This is a genomic window from bacterium (genome assembly GCA_035505375.1).
Classification (GTDB): Bacteria; Hydrothermota; Tepidihabitantia; order Tepidihabitantales; family Tepidihabitantaceae; genus UBA2258.
This window is the reverse complement of sequence record DATJQV010000024.1, coordinates 1-21841: the sequence shown is the minus strand read 5'-3', so window position 1 is coordinate 21841 and position 21841 is coordinate 1. Positions and strand designations below refer to the sequence as shown.

The 21841-nt window shown below is 62.0% G+C and carries 16 protein-coding genes; 6 read left to right on the top strand and 10 right to left on the bottom strand.

What is annotated here, in order from left to right; all coding sequences use genetic code 11:
- The 8 genes from VMH22_03485 to VMH22_03450 all read right to left on the bottom strand — a co-directional run bounded on the left by VMH22_03485 (nucleotide 1) and on the right by VMH22_03450 (nucleotide 11631).
- Nucleotides 1–828: an SDR family oxidoreductase gene (locus tag VMH22_03485; GenBank protein HTW90748.1), complete on the bottom strand. Its 828-nt coding sequence runs from the start codon at nucleotides 826–828 to the stop codon at nucleotides 1–3.
- Between the two features lie 126 nt (nucleotides 829–954).
- Nucleotides 955–2685: a BatD family protein gene (locus VMH22_03480; protein HTW90747.1), complete on the bottom strand. Its 1731-nt coding sequence runs from the start codon at nucleotides 2683–2685 to the stop codon at nucleotides 955–957.
- A 42-nt stretch (nucleotides 2686–2727) separates the two neighbouring features.
- Nucleotides 2728–3591 carry a hypothetical protein gene (locus VMH22_03475; protein HTW90746.1) on the bottom strand — a complete coding sequence of 288 codons (864 nt, stop codon included), beginning with the start codon at nucleotides 3589–3591 and terminating at the stop codon, nucleotides 2728–2730.
- A gap of 137 nt (nucleotides 3592–3728) precedes the next feature.
- Nucleotides 3729–4934, bottom strand: a complete 1206-nt coding sequence (locus VMH22_03470; protein ID HTW90745.1) for a hypothetical protein — start codon at nucleotides 4932–4934, stop codon at nucleotides 3729–3731.
- Between the two features lie 40 nt (nucleotides 4935–4974).
- Nucleotides 4975–6369: a metallophosphoesterase gene (locus VMH22_03465; GenBank protein HTW90744.1), complete on the bottom strand. Its 1395-nt coding sequence runs from the start codon at nucleotides 6367–6369 to the stop codon at nucleotides 4975–4977.
- Nucleotides 6370–6684: 315 nt separating this feature from the next.
- Entirely contained in the window at nucleotides 6685–6879 is a 195-nt protein-coding gene (locus VMH22_03460) for a hypothetical protein (GenBank protein HTW90743.1), read from the bottom strand.
- Between the two features lie 663 nt (nucleotides 6880–7542).
- Entirely contained in the window at nucleotides 7543–9279 is a 1737-nt protein-coding gene (locus VMH22_03455) for an FG-GAP-like repeat-containing protein (GenBank protein HTW90742.1), read from the bottom strand.
- Between the two features lie 75 nt (nucleotides 9280–9354).
- Nucleotides 9355–11631 (bottom strand): FlgD immunoglobulin-like domain containing protein, encoded by a 2277-nt coding sequence (locus tag VMH22_03450; protein ID HTW90741.1) that lies wholly within the window; start codon nucleotides 11629–11631, stop codon nucleotides 9355–9357.
- 391 nt (nucleotides 11632–12022) lie between these two features.
- Here VMH22_03450 and VMH22_03445 point away from each other — a divergent pair, with 391 nt between their 5' ends.
- From VMH22_03445 to VMH22_03425, 5 genes are all read left to right on the top strand, one after another.
- Entirely contained in the window at nucleotides 12023–13438 is a 1416-nt protein-coding gene (locus tag VMH22_03445) for a hypothetical protein (GenBank protein ID HTW90740.1), read from the top strand.
- A gap of 18 nt (nucleotides 13439–13456) precedes the next feature.
- On the top strand, nucleotides 13457–14878 hold the full coding sequence (locus VMH22_03440; GenBank protein HTW90739.1) for a hypothetical protein: 1422 nt from the start codon (nucleotides 13457–13459) through the stop codon (nucleotides 14876–14878).
- Nucleotides 14879–15018: 140 nt separating this feature from the next.
- Nucleotides 15019–15249 (top strand): SHOCT domain-containing protein, encoded by a 231-nt coding sequence (locus tag VMH22_03435; protein HTW90738.1) that lies wholly within the window; start codon nucleotides 15019–15021, stop codon nucleotides 15247–15249.
- Nucleotides 15250–15480: 231 nt separating this feature from the next.
- The gene (locus VMH22_03430) at nucleotides 15481–15750 is read left to right on the top strand and encodes a hypothetical protein (GenBank protein ID HTW90737.1); all 270 of its coding nucleotides are present in this window, start codon (nucleotides 15481–15483) and stop codon (nucleotides 15748–15750) included.
- Nucleotides 15751–15974: 224 nt separating this feature from the next.
- Nucleotides 15975–17186 carry an ammonium transporter gene (locus VMH22_03425; protein ID HTW90736.1) on the top strand — a complete coding sequence of 404 codons (1212 nt, stop codon included), beginning with the start codon at nucleotides 15975–15977 and terminating at the stop codon, nucleotides 17184–17186.
- A gap of 138 nt (nucleotides 17187–17324) precedes the next feature.
- Here the strand turns inward: VMH22_03425 and pyk are convergent, their stop codons facing one another.
- Nucleotides 17325–18968, bottom strand: a complete 1644-nt coding sequence (gene pyk / locus VMH22_03420; GenBank protein ID HTW90735.1) for a pyruvate kinase — start codon at nucleotides 18966–18968, stop codon at nucleotides 17325–17327.
- Between the two features lie 210 nt (nucleotides 18969–19178).
- Nucleotides 19179–20024, bottom strand: coding sequence for a metal ABC transporter substrate-binding protein (locus VMH22_03415; GenBank protein HTW90734.1), 846 nt, complete (start codon nucleotides 20022–20024; stop codon nucleotides 19179–19181).
- A 334-nt stretch (nucleotides 20025–20358) separates the two neighbouring features.
- Here VMH22_03415 and VMH22_03410 point away from each other — a divergent pair, with 334 nt between their 5' ends.
- On the top strand, nucleotides 20359–21594 hold the full coding sequence (locus VMH22_03410) for an IS110 family transposase (protein ID HTW90733.1): 1236 nt from the start codon (nucleotides 20359–20361) through the stop codon (nucleotides 21592–21594).
- The last annotated feature ends 247 nt before the right edge of the window (nucleotides 21595–21841 follow it).

The window sequence follows — 21841 nt, the reverse complement described above, 5'->3', positions numbered from 1 at the left end:
CTACTTGCCCGCCGCCCGCTTCTGAGCCTTGCGCGCGTCCGAGTCCATGATGGAACGAACCAGCCCCGGCGCGAACCGGTTGAGAACCCACGTGACCTTATTCATGAACCCCGGCACAATCATCATCTGGTTCTTTTCCATGCCCTTGATCATGGCCGCGGCGACCTGTTCGGGCTGCATCAGCCCGGCGTTGCCGCTGATCTGCCGGGTCTCCGGCGGCTTGGTCTTGTTCTCGTGGGCTAGTTGGGGCGTATCGGTGTCCGGCGGGCAGAGCACCGACACCCGGATGTTGTGCTGCTTCAGCTCGGCCCTGATGACCTCGGAGAAACCAACGATGGCGAACTTGGACGGCGCATAGGCTGCGTACCCGAACACGCCGATAAACCCCAGGGTCGATGCCACATTCACGATGTGCCCGCCCTTTTCCTTCATGAACGGCACTGCGGCGGAGACCATGTTTCGGACACCGAAGAAGTTCGTCCGCATCTCCTCCTCGCAGGCCTCAAACGGCGTCTGTTCAAGGTAGTTGCACCAGACGGACCCGGCACAGTTGATGAGGATATCGGGAGGCCCGAAGTCGCGAGCTAGTGTCCCGAGCGTCGACTCCACGTCGGTGTGATTTCCGACATCGAGTTGCTTGGCCACGAACTTCTGGTCGTCTGAGGCCTTTGACGCCTGGATGAGCGACAGGGCGGCGTCGAGCTTCTTCCGGTCGCGGGAGAAGATAGCGACGTTGGCGCCCGCGCCGGCGAACTGCTTGGCGGCAGCCAGGCCGATGCCGCTTGAACCGCCAGTGATGTACACGGTCTTGCCGAGGTATGATTTCACGCTCAGAGTCCCTTCAGCACCGTGGGAAGTGTGGTGCTTGCTGACTAGTAGGAAACGCTGTCAACACCTGATTATGGACACCTCCCCGGCGAAGTCAACAGCGGCACGAATTCGCGAGCGAGGACGCTACAAACTGCGGACGATGTCGTAAACCCGGTCCAGGGCCGCCTCGGGCGAAAAGCCGGCAGCCTCGGGCGAGAAGCGGGCAAGGTCGCAGCGCGATGAGAAGTCACGTACCCGCTCGGCCACTGCCGGTTCTGCGCCTCGCCCGCACAGGGCCGAGAACAGCTCAGGGCCGGTGAGACCCGCCACGTCCACATTGAACCGGTCGCCCGCATAGCCGACGACAGCCAATGACAGGGCTGCGTAGCAGCCGTCCTCGTCGCCTGCGGCCAGCAGCCGGGCCGATTCTCTCAGCCGCTTCCGTAGCAGCCGTCCGGCCCGCGAGCGCAGGGCATAGCCCCGGTCCGATTCGAGGCGTCGCCGGTGCCGGCCGACAAATACACCGGTGAACAGCACCAGCACGCCCAGTGAGTAGAGCAGCCTCGACCAGTATGGATTTGCGGCTGCGGGTGCAACCCGCGAATAGTAGCTCTTAATGCGGAGGATGTCTGCGCCCCGAAGCTCGGCCTGCGGACCATGTTCTAGAGAAACGCCGCCACCCAGAACTCCGGTAGCGACGAAAGTCTCATTTCCGGTCTTGCGCGTATAGTAAGTGTCCCCTGTCGGGTCGAAGAAGCTCATGCTCGTGGCGGGCACGATGTTCAGGCCGTCGGCCCTCGGTATCATGGAGTACGAGTATGTCCGGACGCCCTGCACGCGCCCGCTCACAGTGCTCACCTGTTGGTCCGGCTCCGGCGCAAGCAACTGCACGCCGCTGGCGACGTGAACCTGCGGCTCGCCGATGGTCCCGATGTTCCCGGTTCCGGAAACCCTGACTTCCAGATTCAGCGGCTCTCCATTCCGGGTCTGGTTCCCGCTGAGGTCGGCGCTCAGGTCGAATTTGCCGACCCCGCCAGCGAAATCCGCGGGCCTTCCCGAATCCGGAAGCGGACGCACGGTGATGATAAGCGGCGCCGACGACACCGTGAACGGCGTCTGCATGCCACTGAACAGGCCGCCGGCCACCGCTACGACTCCGGCCAGGGTCATCCGGCCGACGACGAGCCCGCCGGGCTGCAACGGGAAAAGTGTTGCCCGCCTCACCACCGCTACGCTGCAGGGTTCGCCGCCGTGCATCGTCGGTTCCCATGTCAGGTCATTGGTATCGTTGACCTCCGCGGCCCAAAAGCCCTCAAACGGCGGAACGTCCTTCATGACCGCTCCACCCACGCGGGTTCGCGAAAACAGCCGGTAAGTCACCTGCACCTGCTCCCCGACGAAGACTGAAGAGCGGTCAATTGTGCCGACAAGTTCGACGCCATTCGCCTCCGCCCACGACTGAACCGGCGGCACCGATTCACCGGCCGGGACTACTTTCACCGCTATCGGCCCGGTCTTGTACGTTGCCTTGTTGTAGACCAGGGTCGCGGCGGGAATCGTCAGGTCGCCGGTTCGGCTCGGTTCGAGAGTGTAGATGAACCCGACGGTCTGTCGCGCGGGTCCACTGTCCGTCTCCGGCTCGTTACCGAAACGGCTCCAGATGGTACTGACCAGCTTGAAATCGGCCATCCACGGCAGCGACGGCCTGGGCAACCCATCGACCTTCGTGCCGGTCGCGGTCACGGTTAGCAGCACCCGGTCGCCGAGCGCGACCGTCGTGCGGTCCGCCTCTGCCGAGAGTTCGAGCTCGGCAGCACCCAGAAAGAGAGGGAGAAAAAGAAGAACCGGCAGGGCCATCCTGACCGGGCTGGTCACGTCACGTCCGCTCGCGACGAAGGTATCAGCAGCGCCGCAGGCTCAGGGCGCGACGGCAAGTCGAACCGCGACCGACACCGAGGGATTCGACGCCTGCTCCCCGCCATGCCAGCCGCCCTGCGAACCGCTGTGGCCACTGCCTCCGCCGTAACCGCCATGTCCACCAAAGCCGCGCCCGCCGCCACCGTAGCCTCCGCCGCCGAAGTCGCCGCCTTCGGACTTGTCCTGTGAACGCATTTCCTGCATGGCTTGGCGCGTCTCGGCGTCAGGACCCGCGGTCACCGTCAGATTCAGCCCGTCCTTGGCGCCCGCGCGGAGCGAATAGTGGCCGACGGCCGTGTCCTTAAGCGGCACGCTGAACTCGTACATGCACATCCCGTTGTCGTCGGAGAAGCCCGCGGCCGGACCCGCGGAACCATCCGGTTCAACCGGCACGATGTTCTTGTCCACATCCGTCACGACCAGCTTTCCCGCGAGCTCGGCCCACGCCGGGTTCATGCGCTGCGGCATCTCTGCCTGCGCCGAATCCGCCGACCATCCGGGGTGCTGGCCTTGTGCCCGTTCCGGTCCCTTGGGCAAACGGAAGCTCATCGTTCTCTTGCCCGGACCGACCACGCGCAAGGTCAGGCCGCCGCGGCCCGCGGCCCGCGACCACTGCGGGTCGTTGGCCCGGAACTTCGCCATCACGTACAGCCGCTCGGCATCGTTGGCCACGGAGAGTTGCAGACCGTTGTTCATGGTGCTCAAGACCTGCTTTCCGGCCCAATCGTCGGCGCTGCCGTTGGCAACTATCGGGCTCGGCGCCCAGCCGCTTGCCAGCCACGCGGTGGAGCAGCCGGCCGCCAAGGCCGCAACTGCCACGATGACGACCGACAGACGCGACTTCATTGTGGCGTGATTCATCATTTGCATGACTCCTTAGACCCTCGGGTCGCGCCAAGCCTGCGTGCCGGAGAACAGGGACGCTACCGCGGCGAGTCCGACGCAGCCGCTCTGAGGGAGTGTCCCTCGTTTCCCGGCCTCGTAAGGAGTTGTCCTCTCTCTTACCGGGAACGACCGGAAACCACGTTCCCGGCAGAATCGGTCTTGACTATGAGCACGTCCCTGCTGCCGCCAGCAGAAGTCTTGCAGCCGGCAACGAAGAACCCGCCGTCGCCCGCGGGTGCGACCGACCATGCGTCGTCGCCGCCGGGACCGCCGAAGGTCCTGGTCCAAAGCGTGTCGCCTCTGGCATTGGTCCGAATCAGGTAGGCGTCGAAGCTGCCCGCGCCAAAAGAATGAGTAGAGCCTGCGACTACGAATCCACCGTCTGCCGTCTGGATGACCGAATGTGCCTCGTCCGCATTGGCCCCGCCGTACATCCCGGTCCACAGAGTATCGCCGCGGGCATTCGTCCGGATAAGGTAGACGTCCTCGCTGGGACTGAATGACTCAGTGAGCCCGGCGACGACGTAGCCGCCATCAGCGGTCTGGAGGACCGAATAGCCGAACTCATCGTCGTCGCCGCCGAACGTGCGCGTCCACTGAGTGTCGCCCTGGGCATCGGTCTTGATGAGATACACGTCGTCCCCGACCACGCCAAAGCTCTGGGTAAGACCGACGACGATGAAGCCTTTGTCCGCGGTTTGCCTGACCGAGAAAGCCTCATCCCGTCCGGCGCCGCCGAATGTCTTTGTCCAAGTGGTGTCGCCCCTGGCGTTGGTCCTGACCAGGTAGACGTCTCCCTGTCCCGAGCCACGGGACTCCGTGCACCCGGTGAACACGTAGCCGCCGTCAGCGGTCTGCTCCACCGACCGCGCCCCGTCGTCGCCGGAACCGCCATAGGATCTAATCCAGACCGCGCGACCCTGTGCATCGGTCTTGATGAGGCAGGCGTCGTACCCGCCTGAGCCAAAGGACCTAGTCGTCCCGGCGATGATGTAGCCGCCGTCTTGGGTCTGCTGAACCCAATAGCCGATGTCATAGTCGGCTCCGCCGAACGTCCTGGTCCAGAGCGTGTCGCCGGCGGCGTCTGTCTTCATAAGGTAGATGTCGGACTTGCCTGCGCCGAAGGAAGAAGTGCTGCCCGCGACGATGCACCCGCGGTCCGAAGTCGGCACGACCGAGTAACCGCAGTCGTCAGCTTTGCCGCCGTAACAGCGCTCGAAGGTGGATTGTGCGGGTGCTGACCCGAGAGGCTGCGCCCCGGCAGCGCAGAGCATCAGCACGAGACCACAAACCGTTCGTCCAGCCCTTCTGAATTCCAGCATCCGGCTTCCAGCGCCTGACTTCGTCCGGCAGTAACCCACCCTACTTCCTCCCGACGACGACTATCCGCTCCACCTGGGTACGGTTGCCTGATTCGACCACCAGCGAATACGCGCCGGGTGCAAGTTCGCTCCCGTTCCAGGAGACTTGGTGGTCGCCGACGTTGAAGAGGCCCTGCGCCAGCACCGCCAGCCTGCGTCCACTCGGGTCGTAGAGCATCGCATTCACCTGCGCCGGTTTGGCCAGAGCAAGGGTGAACTGGACGCGCCCGTCGGTCGGGCTGACCAGGTTCGTGATTTGGACTCCGGTGTTCGGCGTTCGCCGCTCGGCGTTCGGACTTTCCTGGATGCCGTATGGTCCAAGAACCAGTGGGTCGAACTCGGTCCCATCCGGCCGGATGCCCCGTGTTCTTATCGTGTCACCATTCACGTCCACGAGCACGAACTCCAGCGTCGCCTCGCGATAGATGTCCCAAGGCTGGGGCGCATTCCAGCCGGTGTAAAGCGGTGCGCCGCCGCCGCCGGTGATGATGTAGTGGACCCCATTCACCAGCGCATGCTCGTAGCAGTGCACGTGCCCCTGGAACGCAATCGCGACATGATACCACTCGAACAACGGGCACAGGTACTGCTGTACGGTCGTGTTGCTCGAATGGCCGGTATTGGTCGTGTACGGCGGCTCGTGGAAGAGCACGAAAATGTGCCGGATCGCGGGATTCGCGCTGTCTGCCTGGAACTCGGACACCAGCCAGTTGTACTGCGTGCTACCCGGAGCGTAGGTGGAATAAACGTCAATGCAGTGGAAAACCGAGTTGCCGTAGTGAAACGTGTACCAGCGCTCGTTGTTCGGTAAAGCAAGGTAGCGCTGCCAATTGGTGATGTTGTTGACGTCGTGGTTGCCAAGCGTCGGGAACACCGGCATCCGGCTCCACAGATTGCGCTCAATGTTGAAGTACGTCTGGTACGTGGCATCGGAACCGTCATAGGTCAAGTCGCCGTTATCGATGGCGAAGCCGGGCAGCGGCGACTGCAGGAGCATTTGGTTCACGACGCTCTGGTGGTCGGCGCTGTCGGTGCGGTGGTCGCCATAGGCGAAGAAACGAAACGGCCGGTCGGGAGTAACAACGGATGGAAACATCGCGTCCGCGCTCGTGTCCGACCCGCAAATCGCCCGGTAGTGGTAAACAGTGTCCTTCGCGAGCCCGGTCAGAGTCAACTCGTGGTCCACGCTCGCTCCCGCGTCTGTGACTTCCGACCCGTAGCCCGGAGTCAGGCCGTACTGCACCTTTCCCGGCTGGGCCGTCGGCATCTGCCAGCGCACCACAATGGTGCTGTCGGTCAGGTTCTGCAGGTAGGGGAACTTGACGAAAGCGCCGAAGCCCGCGGTCACGGCCAAACCAATAAGCAAACATAATCTCATCGATACTCTTGAGCTCATGTCTAATTCTCCCGATACCTGCACTGCGGGTCAACCCTGACTAACCAATCCTGTGAATGTGAAGCCACGGAAAGTCTCGACGGAACTCTGCAAGCCAAACCGGGAACAGCTCCGCCCCAGTTCCTCTCAGGTTCTCCGCGGACCGGTCCTCGCTTCGGCTCAAGTTCCCGAGAGAATTCAGAGATTCCGTCCTCCTCACGGCATCTTGACCTTTGACTTTTGCCTCCTGGCTTCTGACTTGCGCGTCCCGCCCGCGTTGTGGCCCCATCCCCGTTTCGGCTCCGCAAGGCAATATTGCGCCGCTCAGGCCATTGCTCAGTTCTTCGCGATTCGTGTCACTGTCGCGCAGGCATCGTCCAACCTATCTGTTCTCACCGCAACTGAAGCACCGCCGAACGCTGCGCCGCATGGCACATACGCCAGCATCCGGTAGCTCACCCGATAGTACACCCCGCAATTCACCCGGCAACTCATCTGCCGAGTAAATCGGCAGGTCACCCAGCGGCTCATCTACCAATTCATCCCCAGACTCACCCCAAGGGTCACCTACCGACTCAACCACTAAGTTATCCTGCAAGTAAGTCGGTAGATGAATCCCCAGCTCAGTCGGTAACTAATCCCCCGACTGACCCACTGGTTCACCCACCAGTTCACTGGGTAAGTCACTCACCGACTCACTCGGGGAGTCACTCGGGGAGTCATTCGGGGAGTGACTGGGGGAGTGACTCGGGGAGTGACCCGGTAGGTGCTATCCTGATTCATGAGTCACATCGACTATAGTCTTACATTTGAGTACCTTACGTCATCTCGCTGCCACACTTCACATTACGTCAGGTGCGGTCCGGGATGAACGGCTCAGAACTCTGAAATACCGCGGTTCTTGGTCGGAGATTAGTCTCCAACTCTTGAGCGCTGAGTTGTTCAGAGTCCCGATGCAGGAATGCGATGGTGTGAAACAGGCAGTACGAGTAGAGGAACAGAATCGCTGACCCGGTGAGAGGTGCGGTACGATGGAAGGCTAACACGGTCGAGTGGGCTCGATATTGACGCACCGAAGCTCCAGCCCACTAGCTCCTCCACAGAAAGCTCAGGGGCGAACCTTCGCCCGCCCCTGACCTGTCTACTGTCTACCGTCTACTGTCTACTACCTACTGTCTGCTGCCTACTTGCTTCTCACCTCGTCACAACCGCCTTCTTCACCACTCGGAATCCCGGCGCGTCGAGACGAAGGAAGTAGATTCCGGCAGGAAGAGCACCCGAAGGCAGCTTGGCCTCGTACCGGCCCGGCGTAGCGTTGCCTTGACGCAGTGACCTTACCAGCCTGCCGTCAGCGTCGTACACGCCGAGGGACACAGGACGCGGGACATAACCCAATTCCGCCAGGGAATTGGGATTGTGTCCCAAGTCCGGTACCTCGTAGCGCACCGAGAACGCGCCTCGGGCTGGATTCGGACTGACTGAAAGCGACCATTGCAGCGGCACCTTGTGAGTTCCCTCCGCCACGCCGTAGCCGCCAAGGATCCACACGGCGCTGTCCGACATGTCAAACTGCCGCTTGCCGCCAGGACCGTACGCCATGGCCACGATGCGTATGCTCTCGGGCATGTCCTGCGGGATAATCCAGTCGCAGAGCGAGTCAGTGGGTGAGAGCAGAGCCCTTATCGGTCTCATGTGCCCGAGAGTATCGAGTCGCGCAAACAGCGATACCGTACTGCACTGTGGCGGCAGATTTGTCTTCCAGCGTATGTGCATGGTGTCGCCGACGTGATACCACCCGCCATTTGGCGACAGCAGGTCTATCGCATCGACCTCGAATATCGATATCTTCGAGTTGCCCGCGAGAAGCAATTCGTTGTACCCGTCGTTGTTCACGTCGTAAACCGTGGCGTAGAGCGCGTTGTACCCGGGTGGATGGTGGTCGCTCTGCCATTCCCAGACCTTACGCAGGTCGTTGTGGCCGAATGCCTTGTACACCCGTACGCTGTCGTACGTGGTCCAGATGCACTCGTCAACGCCGTCGCCGTCAATGTCGCCGCCGGCGCTGGCTCGGCCCCAGTCGTCGGTGCCGATGTAAGTCAGGGAATCCGCCAGCGTGTGAGTGAAACCGCCGTTGCCGTCGCTCTGGTACATGCACAGGTACATTCTGTGCAATGCGTAGTCGAAGTACGATATGTAGAACTCAGGTCTGCTGTCGCCATCAATATCCGTAGTTGACCAAGCGTCATTGCCATCGAGCCACCCGAACGTGTTGTTCCAGATCAACTCAGGCTGGCAATTGCCGGTATCCTCCCAAACATCACCCGACGGACCAACGGCGATATCCATCTTCCCGTCACCGTCGAAGTCGCGGAAGTTGAGCATTACGCCCTGGAGGTCGCCGGTCCACTTCAGCTCATTCTGGTCGTGACCGAAGTTCTTCCAGATGCACGTGCCCTTGTCTTCCAACCAGCCGACGATCTCGTTGTGCCCGTCGTGGTCGAGGTCGCGTACGATGTACGCAGGAAAATCCCCCGAGTAGGCGCTATGACTTCGGTAGTACCATGAAAGCCTGGTAGGATAGCTGAAGCTGTCCGGGCTCTCCAATGTCATGACGATGTCGCGCACGCTGTCCGGGTTGAAGTACGCGACATTGGTACACACAACACTGGTCAGCCCGTCTCCGTTGAGGTCACCAGCGTCGTAGGGAATCGCAGCCCAGGTCGAGATGCCATTAGGCGGTGGGTACGTACCGGTGTCAGCGTAGACGAGTCTGAAGCGATTCCAGCCCTGATGTTCCCAGAACTCAAGACATGGATAGCCGGACTCCAGGAGACCGTTGAACATGATCTCAGGCAAGCTGTCGTGGTCGCTATCGCAGCAAACGACGCGGTAATAGAGCGGACCGAACGGCAGATCTGCGACCCTTCTCATGTTCAACGCTGGCTGCAGGGGCGCCACTGTCGTCAACAAGATTGTTAGATAGAATGTCATACAAGGGGCTCCTGTCTATCTCACGAGGGTGATTCGTTTGCTCGTAGACCTGCCACCAGCCTGCAGTCGACAGAAGTAGACGCCGGCGGGCACGGCACGGCCTCTCTCATCCTTGCCGTCCCAGGCGAGTGAGTAGCGTGCCGGGGTCAGGACTGAGCTGCAGAGAGTCCGGACCAGCGTACCGGCAGGTGAGTAGATACTTACGTTCGTCTGCCCCGAGTGGGCGACGCCGAATCGGACGACGGTCCTGCCCGTGAACGGGTTCGGCAGGGCATTGTCCAAAGCGAATACGCCGGGCAGGCCGGGCTTCTCTGTCACCGCAAGGGACGGCACAACCACGACCGAACCATGGACCGCGTCATTGGCATGGTCGACGTCGCCGGCCAGCTCGGTGGAGCAGGCAATGCTGAAGGTCCCGAGCGAATCGGCGGACCAGTTCTTGAACTGGATCGTGTCGGTCCGGCCGGCGGCGAGCGTAAGCCGGAACGTATCCTGATAGCCGTCGCTGACCGAGAACCTGACCACGAAGGTCTGCTGCGCGCTGCCGAAGTTCCGGACCGCGGCCCGTGGAGCCACGGCGCTGCCCGACTGGACCGTGTCGCCCGGCGCGACAATCTGCACTGCGCCGACGTCGGCCGGCGGTCTGGCAATCCCGACGCCGGCGAAGTCGTCGAACATCCAGCCGCCTTCATACTGGATCGACACGTCACTCATGAACTTCCAGCGCAGCATGAACGCGCTGTCGTGCAGGACCGGGACCTGGAACGCGGCCATCTCCCACGGGATGGTGCCGGAGTAACCCCGCTCTCCCGAGCGCAGCGTACCGTAGTACGCCCGGGTGCCGTCCGGGTCGAGGATGGTCCAGGTGGAACCGTTGTCGGTCGAGTAGGAGAAGTTACCGCCGTCGTAATACGATTCGCAGTAGAGCCAGTGGTAGAACATGACCATCGGCGAGTCCTGGGTGGCGATGTACACGCAGGAGGCCACGTAGCTGGATTCGTATGTTTGATAGGTGCTTGAGTCAGGGATGGTCCACACGTTGGGCGGGGATGGCGGCGAGGGCCGCGGGTAGGCCGGAGCGCGCCACACCCAGTGGCCCGAGTCGGGGTACGGCACATAGCCGCCGTTGCTCGAGTCGAAGTGTTCGACGAGGCTGACAATCGTCGTGGAAGTGGTCTCCCTATCATTGAGAGTGAACATGTCGCCGGCGAGCCGAGTGGAGCAGGCCACGGCGTATTGCCCCGCTATGGTCGGAACCCACGGTGCGAAGGTGTTGACGACAAAGGTGTCCCCGGGCGCAAGCGGGCCGGCTACGTTCACGGTGCTGGTATAGCCGGCACCGATGTCGAGTTTGACGCCGAAGTTGGACTGGGAGGCCGTGCCGTAGTTCTTGACAATGGCCGATGGGTGAATCGTGTCCGCGAGGTAGAAGCCCTGGGGCGCGACAATCCGGCGCGTGCCGACATCGGCCGTGTACTGCGGCCTCCAGAACTTTATGGCCCGGCCCTCAATCAGGGAGTTGGTGTTGTATGAGTACTGCAGGTAGTTGTTGCCGGTTTGGGCCTGCTGTTCGCCCACCGTGGCCGACTGGCCCATCGCACCCGTATCCAGGTATCGGTACTGGTAGGTGATGCTGTTGTCGGACTCGCTCAGTATGGCCTCGAACACGAGTCGATAGCTGTAGCTGAGCGTGCGGACGCTGTCCCAGATGACGACGAACTTCCGGTTCGGGGCCGTGCCAACGGTCTTATAGAGGATGCTCGAGCTGGTGTCTACGTACAGGTCGTCCCAGTACGGACACAGGTGGTTGGCCGGAAGATACGTGGTCGGCAGCGCGTAGTTGGAATAGTTCCGGATACCGGAGCTGAGCCCCATCTGCCCGTTCGTGGACGGGTAACAATAGTCGTAACCCGTGCCGTAGAACGTAAACGTGAAGGGCAAGGCGACCATCTCGAAGGTGTCGTCACCGGTGATACTGAGGCCGGTCGCACCGACGGTGTCAATCCAGTTGTAGGTCGGACCGCCGACCTCGGTCTCATCCAGAAAGACATAGCCGTAGTCGTCCGGGCCGCCCGACGATTCACGCCGGCCCTGTTCCGGTCCGCCCTTCCCGAGCGGTCGCGGGCAGGCCGCCGCCTTCGCCTTTTCAAGGGATGACTGCGTCTGCCGGCCGCCATGTTGGATATCCCCCGAGGTCACAAGTGCTCTCGGTGTCGCAGCCGCTGCTATTCCGGCCGAGAATACCAGAGCCAAGATCACTACGGTCCCTGTCCTAAGTGCTGCCTGATTCATACAACCTCCCTCTTACAGCTTGGCAGTCCACAACCTCCGACCGTCGAGGCACAGAACTCCGCTTCGCGGCTGCCCCGCGGCCGGCGCTCACGGTTACAGCAACACGCAACCCGTGAACGGGTCATGCTATAGCTCTCGACGCCCGATGTCAAGCCGACGCCGCGACCCTGAATCCGAAATAGCTGGCCCCGAAGCAGACAAGACCCATTTCAGCCCTCACCCTCTTCGTGTCTTCGTGGCGAGTTTCCGTGTCGGACTCAGTAACGACATGAACAATTGACACGGAGTGTGCTTTTCAGTAGGTTTTCACCCCGGCGAGGTCGGTCGGGCGGAAGCTGGGAACAGGTAATTCCACAGACAACAGCAGTAGATGAGAAAGGAATGTCCTCGGATGAAGACAATCAGCGCTGCGCTCTTCGGTCTCGTTCTGATGTCCTACGCCCCTGCCCAGCAGATGTGGACGAAGGTCTACGGAGGGACGGCCAACGACTACTCATGGTCGGTCGAGCAGACAAAGGACGGTGGCTACATCGTCGTAGGAGAAAGTCGTTCGTTCGGCTCGAATGGGTACGACGTTTATCTCATCAAGACGAATGCTTCCGGTGACACTGCCTGGACCCGGACCTACGGCGGCGGGTTCGAGGATGACGCCCGCTGCGTCCGGCAGACCGCAGACGGAGGATACATCATCGCCGGATACACCGCCTCCTTCGGAGCGCAGAACAGCCTTGTCTACCTCCTCAAGACGGACAGCGTGGGCAACCTCGCGTGGCAGGACACGACCCTCGGCGGAGCAGGACAGACCGGCTGGAACGCGGCGTACTCCTGCCAGCAGACCAAGGACGGCGGCTACATCGTCGCCGGCTACACCGACGCCTACGGGGCGGGCTCCGATGACGTCTGGTTAATCAAGACGAATTCCTCGGGCAGCGTCACTTGGACCAAGACCTTTGGCGGGACCAACTACGACGATGCCCGTTCGGTTCAGCAGACCTCGGACAGCGGCTACATCATCGCCGGAGAGACGGAGTCCTTCGGGGCGGGCGCCTACGACGTCTATCTTGTCAAGACCAACAGCTCCGGTGATACCGTCTGGACCCGGACCTATGGCGGGACCGGTAACGATGCGGCCACCTCGGTCCAGCAGACACAGGACGGAGGTTACATCGTCACCGGGTACACGCAGTCCTTCGGGTCAGGCGCCGATGATGTCTGGCTCCTCAAGTTGAACGCCTCCGGCGATACCGCCTGGACGCGGACATTCGGCACCACGGGCTACGATGACGGCAACTCAGTTCAGCAGACCTCGGATGGCGGTTACATCATCGCCGGGATCACGCCCGGCCCCCATCTGGACCCCTACAACTACTACCTCATCAAGACTAATTCTGCCGGAGACAGCATGTGGACAAGGTCCATCGGCGGGGGCGACCGCGACATCGCCAACTCCGTCGAGCAGACATCGGATGGCGGCTACATCATCGCCGGGTACAGCTCCTCATTCGGGGCAGGTGACTACGATGTCTATCTCGTCAAGACGAACGCGAGCGGGAATCCGGGCGTCGAAGAAACGGTGAGCGGTCGGCCGCTGGCAGCGGGCAGCCTGAGTGCAACACCCAACCCGTTCACCTCCTTTACCCGCATTCCCGGGCACGAGGCTGAGCGGTTTGACCTCTACGACATCTCCGGCAAGATGGTCGGGACCTACCGGGGAAATCGAGTCGGAGAAGGACTCGCACCGGCCGTGTACTTCATCAGGCCCGGCGGTGAACATGGCGTGTCCCTGCGCATGGTGAAGGTGAGATAACAACAAGGTAGTCCTCAAGTGAGAAGCATGTTTGCGGCTCTCTTCGTTCTCCTCCTCGTGTCTTTCGCCAATGCCCAGCAGAGATGGACCATGACTTATGGCGGTGCAAGCTATGATGTCGGCAACTCCGCACGTCAGACATCGGATGGGGGTTACATAATCGTCGGGGGCACCTCCAGCTACGGTCATGGCTTCCCGGATCTAGACGTGTGGCTCATCAAAACCAATGCCTCGGGGGATACCCTCTGGACCAGAACCTACGGTGGAACGCACAGTGACTTTGGCGCAGCCGTCCGGCAGACCTCGGACAACGGGTACATCATCGCCGGATACACCCTCTCCTTCGGAGCAGGAGGCTATGATGTGTGGCTGATCAAGACAGATTCCTCTGGTGAGACCCTCTGGACGCGGACCTTCGGCGGAGCGGTTGACGAAGAAGGTTGCGACGTTCAGCAGACGTTGGATGGGGGCTTCATCGTGGCAGGGTACACTACCTCTTTCGGGGCGGGAGGCTACGATGTCTACCTCATCAAGACCAACGCGTCAGGGGATACGCTCTGGACCAGAACCTACGGCGGGACCGGCGCGGACCTGGGCAACTCGGTCGAGCAGACAGCGGACAGCGGGTACATCGTCGCCGGTTACACCAACTCATTCGGAGCGGGCGGAAACGACGTCTACCTCATCAAAACCAATGCCACCGGCGACACGACATGGACCCGGACCTGCGGAACAACTGCCGATGACCTGGGCTACTCCGTACGGCAGACTTCGGACCGAGGCTACATCGTCGCGGGGTATACATCATCCTCAGGGGCTGACTCCGATGACGTCTACCTCGTCAAGACCAATGCTTCGGGGGACAGCCTCTGGACCAGAACCTACGGCGGGACGGGCACGGATTGGGGCTACTCCGTCGGGCAGACCTCGAACGGAGGCTACGTCATTGCCGGGCTAACTTCCTCATTCGGAGCAGGGAACGCCGATGTCTACGCCATAAAGACGAGTGCCTCGGGAGATACGCTCTGGACCCGGACCTACGGAGGGACGGCCCGCGATGTCGGCCTATCCGTTCAAGAGACCTCTGATGGAGGCTGCATCATAGCCGGCTTCACTGGTTCCTTCGGTGCCGGCGGTGCTGACGCCTACCTTGTCAAGATGGATGCGAACGGAAGCGTGAGCCTGGAAGAACCAAGAAGCGGCAGGCTGATGGCGGCGGGCAGCCTAAGAGCGACGCCCAACCCCTTCACCGCCTCTGCCCGGATTGCCGGACACGAGGCCGAGCGGTTCAACCTCTACGACGCTTCCGGAAGACGACTGGGAGTCTGCCGGGGCGACCGGGTCGGCGCAGGCCTGCGGCCCGGTGTGTACTTCATGTCGCCGGTCGGCGCCAGACCGGGCCGAGACGTCACGCAGACTATCATCAAGGCGGGTTTCTAGGCGACCGCTTATCCTGCCCTCGGCCTGACGGCTCGCGCGGCGGCGAATTGACACGCCCGCTCACCGTCTCTAGAATTTCACCGTGCTGAACATGATTCCGGCGTCGGCCGGGTGCAGACCCGAGGCGAAGGGAGCGTAGCGTGTGGTTGCGTAGCGGATTCTGGTGGCTTGGTATCGCCATCTTCTTGCGGGCGTTCATGATCGCTGTTCTCGTAGCCGTGATCGTGATTATCGTGCGCGGGTCGAGAGGGACGAACCGGGACGACGGCGGGCCGGAGCCGGACGCGCTCGAAATCGCCAAACGGCGCTACGCCCGCGGCGAGATTACCAAAGAGCAGTTTGACCAACTAAGGAGCGACCTGAGCAAGTAGGCCGAGTCCTTCTGGGCACATTCCGAAGACAACGCGGAGTGGCTCTCCTCTCGCGGCTGGCCGCTTATCAGCCCTGACTTCTTCCGTGTACTGCGGACATCGCCTTGCCGTACTATCGACGTTGTGCTCTGCAACATCCCGCAGAGGAAAGAACCTGCCGTCCCGGACGATTTCGAACACCGCTCCCGCCTCGCCGCGCTGTGCCGCAGGTGCTGACCTGAGCGACCGACCATGAACCTCGTACAGAAGATAGCCGCAGCCGTGACGCTGCTGCTTGCCGCTGCGTTCCTGTTGACCGGCGGGCACAAGGTCCACCATTCGGGTTCTCACTACGTTCTCGACGACTATGGTCAGCACTATGAGAACTACGACTTCACGCGGACTGACCGGAACTGGACAGCAATAGACTTGGCCGTGATTCTCGTGGCCGGCGGTGCAGGAATCTGGCTCCTCAGGAGCAAGAGGACGAGGGGTGCGAACAAACCCGGCCGAGATGGATAGGGCCGCGACCGGGAGTCCGGAGATTCCGCCAGCGCCACGACAATCGGCACGCGAGTCCCGCCTGAACCTGACTTACTCCCGGCCGCCTCGTGCCGGAGATTCTTGACAAGCGTAACTTACCCGCGAGAATCTACACTTCTCGGGAGCATCGCTGTATCCATCGGCTGGCAGCGGTGCTTTCATCTTTTGGCGGTCCGGTCTGAGGCACGAAAAGGAGGTCACTGATGCAGTTCGATACTGGTAATACCGGTTTCATGCTGGTAGCCACAAGCCTCGTCATGCTGATGACGCCGGGGCTGGCGTTCTTCTATGGCGGACTGGTAGGACGTAAGAACGTCCTCGCTATCATGATCCAGAGTTTCGTCTCGATGGGCGTCACGACCGTGCTCTGGTTCATCTGCGGCTACTCCCTGTGTTTCAGCGGCGGTCAGGGAGCGATCATCGGCAATCTCAGCAATGCATTCCTGCACGGCATGCACCCGCTGGACGCCTTCGTCGGGTCACGGACGATTCCCCTGTTCGTGCTCGTCGCGTACCAGATGATGTTCGCCCAGATAACCCCGGCGCTCATCACGGGCGCGTTTGCCAACCGAGTGCGTTTCCAAGCCTACCTGATATTCCTCGTGGGCTGGCTGCTCTTCGTATACTTCCCGATGGTGCACATGATCTGGGGCGGCGGGCTGCTGGCCAAGTGGGGCGTGCTCGACTTCGCCGGGGGCATCGTGGTGCACTGCATCGCCGGATTCGCGGCCCTGGCTTCAGTCATGTTTGTCGGCCGGCGCAAAGTCCACGACCCCGGGCCGCACAGCATTCCGCTGGTGGCGCTGGGCACCGGCCTGCTCTGGTTCGGCTGGTACGGGTTCAATGCCGGCAGTGAGTTGCGCGTGGACGCGGTCACTGCACTCGCGTTCCTGAACACCGACGTAGCGGCCTCGTTCGCAGCAATCGTCTGGTTGATAATGGCTTGGAGAATCGAGAAGAAGCCGAAGTTCGTCGGGCTCCTCACCGGTTCCATTGCCGGGCTGGCCGCGGTCACCCCGGCCGCGGGCTATGTCAGCACCAAGGTCGCTGTGCTCATCGGCATCCTGGCCAGTGTCATCTGCTACTTCGCGGTCAACATGAAGAACCGACTCGGTTGGGATGACGCGCTCGACGTCTGGGGGGTGCATGGTGTCGGCGGCGTGCTCGGCGTCATCTGCCTGGGAATCTTCGCTAATCTAGGGATGAACGCTGCCGGTGCCAACGGCCTAATCCACGGCGACCCTTCCTTCTTCTTCAAAGAGATGATCGCGGTGGTCGGCGCTGCCATCTACGCCTTCCTCTTCACATACGTCATGCTCTGGCTTATCAACAAGGTGACCCGCGTGCAGGTCACCCAGCATGAGGAGGAAATCGGACTGGACGAATCCCTGCACGGCGAGACGGCCTATCTCTAGGTAAGTCCGGGACAACGGTTTGCTTTGTGGGGCGGGTACTCCCGCCCCACACTCTTGTTAATGAGTCAGCCGGCTTGTCTGCGAGCCAAAACCGGCACCTGGGGTCGTCGCGGAATACGGTGGATGCCGGCGCTCAGGCTACCAGCGGAACACGATGACTGAACGGGAACGGACGTTCGGGATGCGCGGCTGTAGCGTGAGCGCGATGTGGCGGCCGGGCAGGTCGAATTCCCCGACCAGCCCCAGTTCCTCGACCACCGCGCGGCAGAACCGTACGGCATCCTCCGGACGGCGCGGCAGGTCGGCGCCGCCCGCATCCACCAGCACCGGGCAGACGTTGTAGAGCAGGCGCAGCAGCCGCGCGGTCTCGACATTCGGCGTCAGCGCCAGAATCGACATCTTCGGCCGGAACCGCGATATCATGGTGGCGCTGATTCCGGTCGTGGCATAGGACATGATGAAGGGCGAGTTGGCGACCTCTGCCAGTTCGCAGATAGGGTAGCCCAGCACGTTGATGATCCGGTCGGTCGGCTCCTTGCTGTACGTGCCGCCGAACTTCTCAAGATACCGCCGCCGGTCAATGGGCACGCTGGCGGCGATAACTCGGGCCATGACCTGCACTGATTCAAGCGGGAAGTCGCCGGCCGCGGTCTCGCCGGACAGCATGAGCGCGTCCGCCCCCTCTTCGATGGCCGTGGCGATATCCTGGGGCTCGGACCGGTGCGGGCGCGGCCGGCGCATCATCGACTCCAGCAACTGGGTCGCGACGATGACCGGTTTGCCGGCTACGTTGGCCTTGTCGATGAGGCCCTTCTGCACCTTCGGTATCTCGTCGTAGGCGACCATGTTGCCTAGGTCGCCGCGCGCCACCATCAGTCCGAACACGGCATCCCGGGACAGAATCTCGTCCACCCGCTCATAACCGAGCCGGGACTCGATCTTGGCGATTATCGGCCGCGGGCCGCGCGGGTTCTCCGTCATCATGTCACAGAGGTCATCGACATCGCCGCCGCCCTGGACGAACGACTGCGCAACCAGGTCGACGTCAAACCCGTGGCGCAACGCCTCGCGGTCCTCGGCAACGTCCTTCGGCCCGGCCGCAAGCCGGCCGCCGGGAGCATCGGGCAAGTCCACGCCTTTACCGACCGCCAGCTTGCCCTTGTGCTGCGCTATGCAGTTGAACGCCGCCGTTGCGGCCTTGCTCTCCACCTGCAGGAAAACGTCGCTGTCCCCGACAACAACCGGGTCGCCGACGTTCACTTCGGCCAGCAGGTTCTTGGGATAAGAAACATTCAGACGGACTTTGACCCCGGCCGTCATCGGCTGGCCGGGCGGAGCCGACGAAACCTCGACCCGGTCTCCACGTGCCACATCGACGCTGTCGACCTGAGTCTGTCTGCGGCCTTCGAGGAGGAACACCCGGCGTATGCGGATCTTGGGGCCCTCCAGATCCATGATGATTGGTATCGGCCGGCGCTTCTGCCGCTCGACCGCGCGGATGGCGGCGATCAGCCGTTCCACGCGGCCGAACCCGGCCTTCTTCACGTGAGAGAAGTTGATGCGGGCTGCAGCCATGCCATTGTCGACAAGCACGGCAATATCCGTGTGCGCGCGGGGGTCGGAGTACTTTCCGTCGCGGCGTGGAGCCGTGAGCGAAACGCTCGGCCCGACGGTACAGATGATAGCGAGCGGGTGGTCGCGCACCGGCCCACTCAGCTTGACGACGCACTTGTCCTGCGCGCGGGAGCACGCTCTCCGGTTCGAAGTCCTCACGTTTGGCATGGTCGATTATGGCCTAATCGCGCGTGGAGTCAAAGAGACCCGCAATCCCTGAATCCGAAGCAGGAGTTCACCACCAGGGCACCAAAACACAAAGAGGATGAGAAGCCCAGGGATGTCTGACTGCTTGGTGTTCCTGTCTTTGTGGTTCAATACCGGGTTTGGGGGCATCCGCAGGATGTCTCCGCCACAGGCCAACGGAAGCAGGCCCTGCTATCTGAGAGCGGCGGCAATGGAATCGGCATCGGCACGCATTGTTTCAATGTACCCGCCTCCGGCTTCGAGCGGGTTCAGGACGACGACCTTCACGCCCGTTTCCTTCGCGAGCATGTCCGGCAGGGACGAAGGCATCTGCGGCTCGCTCGTGACCACTTTGACGTGCTGCTGCCGTATCAGGTCAACGAGCCGTGCCATCTCCCTGGCCGAGGGTTCCTGGCCGGGAATCGGCTCGACCGTCGCCACGATGTCGAGGCCGAACCTGCGGGCGAAGTACGGCCAGGCATCGTGGAAGGATATCAGTCTTTTGTCGCTCAGGCCGGATAGCTCGGCCGCGATGGCGGACTTGAGGCTATCGAGCCGCACAAAGTAGACAGCCTCGCGCCGGCGGTAGAGGGTCTCGCCGGCCGGGTCGGCCTTCACCAGCGCCTGCGTGAGGTTATCAATGCTCGTCTTGGCCAGTTCCGGGTCGAGCCAGATATGCGGATTGCCCACCAGCGGCGATTGGCGATTTGGTTGATGCTCCCCGCCGCCGATGATGTCAGAGATGCCTGTGGCGGCATCAACCACAACCAGTTTCCTGTTGCCTGAATTCTCTATGCCCGGGTCAAGCCAGTCCTCCAGCCCGAGACCGACTCGGAACAGAATCCGGGCATCGGCAACGGCCTTCACGTCTTCGGGCTTGAGTTCATAGGTGTGCGGCTCCTCATTGCCGGTCAGAAGGCTTGCGACCTGGACCCGGTCTCCCCCGACCTGCCTGACCCAGTCGGCGAGCACCTGGAGTGTAGTGAGAACCCGAAGCTTGCCGGTTTGCTTGTGCGGTGCGTTCGAGCAGCCGGCCAGCAGCAGGATGCCGGCCAGGACAATTGCGGAATTCCTGAAAGCCGCTGACGACTCGTGTCGGTTTCTAGCTGGCAGAATAGCGCTGTGATTCTAGGTGGCGCGGGCGGACCTGTCAAACCGGCGGGTAGACCCCGATGTTGAACCACAAAGACACCAAGAGCACCCAGCAGAACGTATCGGCTTTCGTCCTCACCCCCTTTGTGAGCGCTATAGGATTAAGCCTGTGCTGAGCGATCTATTGGACAAGAAGGCTGTCTCGCCTTCAGATGGTAGTAAGCAAGTGTCCGAAATGGTCTACCATCGAAAGGAGACAGCCATGACCGCAAACAGCCTAATGCAGAGGCGCTCTGCAATCAAGCCCGATACCCTCATCGTCGGGATCGATGTCGCTAAGTTCAACCATGTCGCCCGCACCCTGGTGCCGGGCGGCGCGATTGGCCGGCCGCTTGAGTTCGCCAACAGCCGGGAAGGATTCGCCGCTCTGTCGGCCGAGATCGAAGCTCGGAAGCCGACACCCGCCTCGGCCGTCATCGTCGGGCTGGAGTCGACCGGCGTCTACTGGATCAACCTGGCCCGCTGGCTTGCCGAGCAGGGCTACCAGGTGGTCCAGGTCAGCGGCCTGTACGTCCACCGTGCCAAGGAGCTGGCCGACAACAGCCGTGGCACGAGTGATGGTAAAGATGCCCTGCTGATTGCCGACCTTGTTGCCCAAGGTAAGTACCTGGGTTTTGTCCGACCCGCCGGCGTGCTGGCCGACCTGCGCCAGTTGGTGGGGTTACGTCAGCGGCTGGTGCAGGAGCGTGCTGCCAGGTGTAACCTGCTGCACCAGTCGGTGGACCTGCTCTTCCCGGAATTTCCCACTGTCTTCAAGGACGTGACCGGTCCTGGCGCACGACGCGTACTGCGGCGCTTCCCTGCGCCAGCCGCGGCTCTGGTACACCCACCGGATGAGATGCGCCGGCAGCTTGCGGAGGATGGCCGGGTCCGGGTGAGCGTTACCAAGCTCGCCGAGTTGCAGGCATTAGCCCGGCAGTCCATTGGTGCGCGTGAATGGACAACCGGCCTGCAATACGCCCTTAATGACACTCTGTTGGAGCTGGATTCGCTCGATACACGGGTGAAGCAGGTGGAAGCGGAGATTAACCGACTGTTGGCGCAGGTAGACGAGACGCCGATCCTTACCAGCCTGGTCGGACCGATGACGACGGCTATCATCCTGGGTGAGACCGGCGGACTCAAGCAGTACAGTTGCGCGGCGGCGGTGCTGAAACTGGCCGGGCTGAATCTGTACCAGATCAGCTCGGGGCGGTATTGCGGTGACCGACACATCTCGCAGATGGGCCGGCCGTTACTGCGCCAGGCGCTGTACCTGGCCGTGCTGCAGCACACCCACCCGGGCATGCCGCTGTACCCGTACTATGCCGAGTTGTTGCGGCGCGGCAAGCCCAAGCCGGTGGCGCTCGTAGCCTTGTGCTGCCGACTGGTAAGGTTGCTCTACGCGTTGGTCCGAGATGGCCGCTGCTACAGTCCGCGGCCACTGGGCAACAACCAGCAGACTCAGGCGGCATGAGATAGGTTTTCGCCAGTGGGACAGTCATGGACTAAGGACCTACGGGCCGTCTCGAATTCGATGCGGGGCCGCGACTTGGTGAGTATTGATGCCCCACTGGCTCGCGTTCTGAATGAAGCACTGCACTGAGTCCTGTTCTGGGGAGCTCTGGAAGTACCTGTGCGCGAAGCGAGTGCCCGCAAGTGGGGGTAACCCACTGGTGAGACTGATTGAACTGCCGACCGAGCGAAAAGGAGCCGCCGACTCA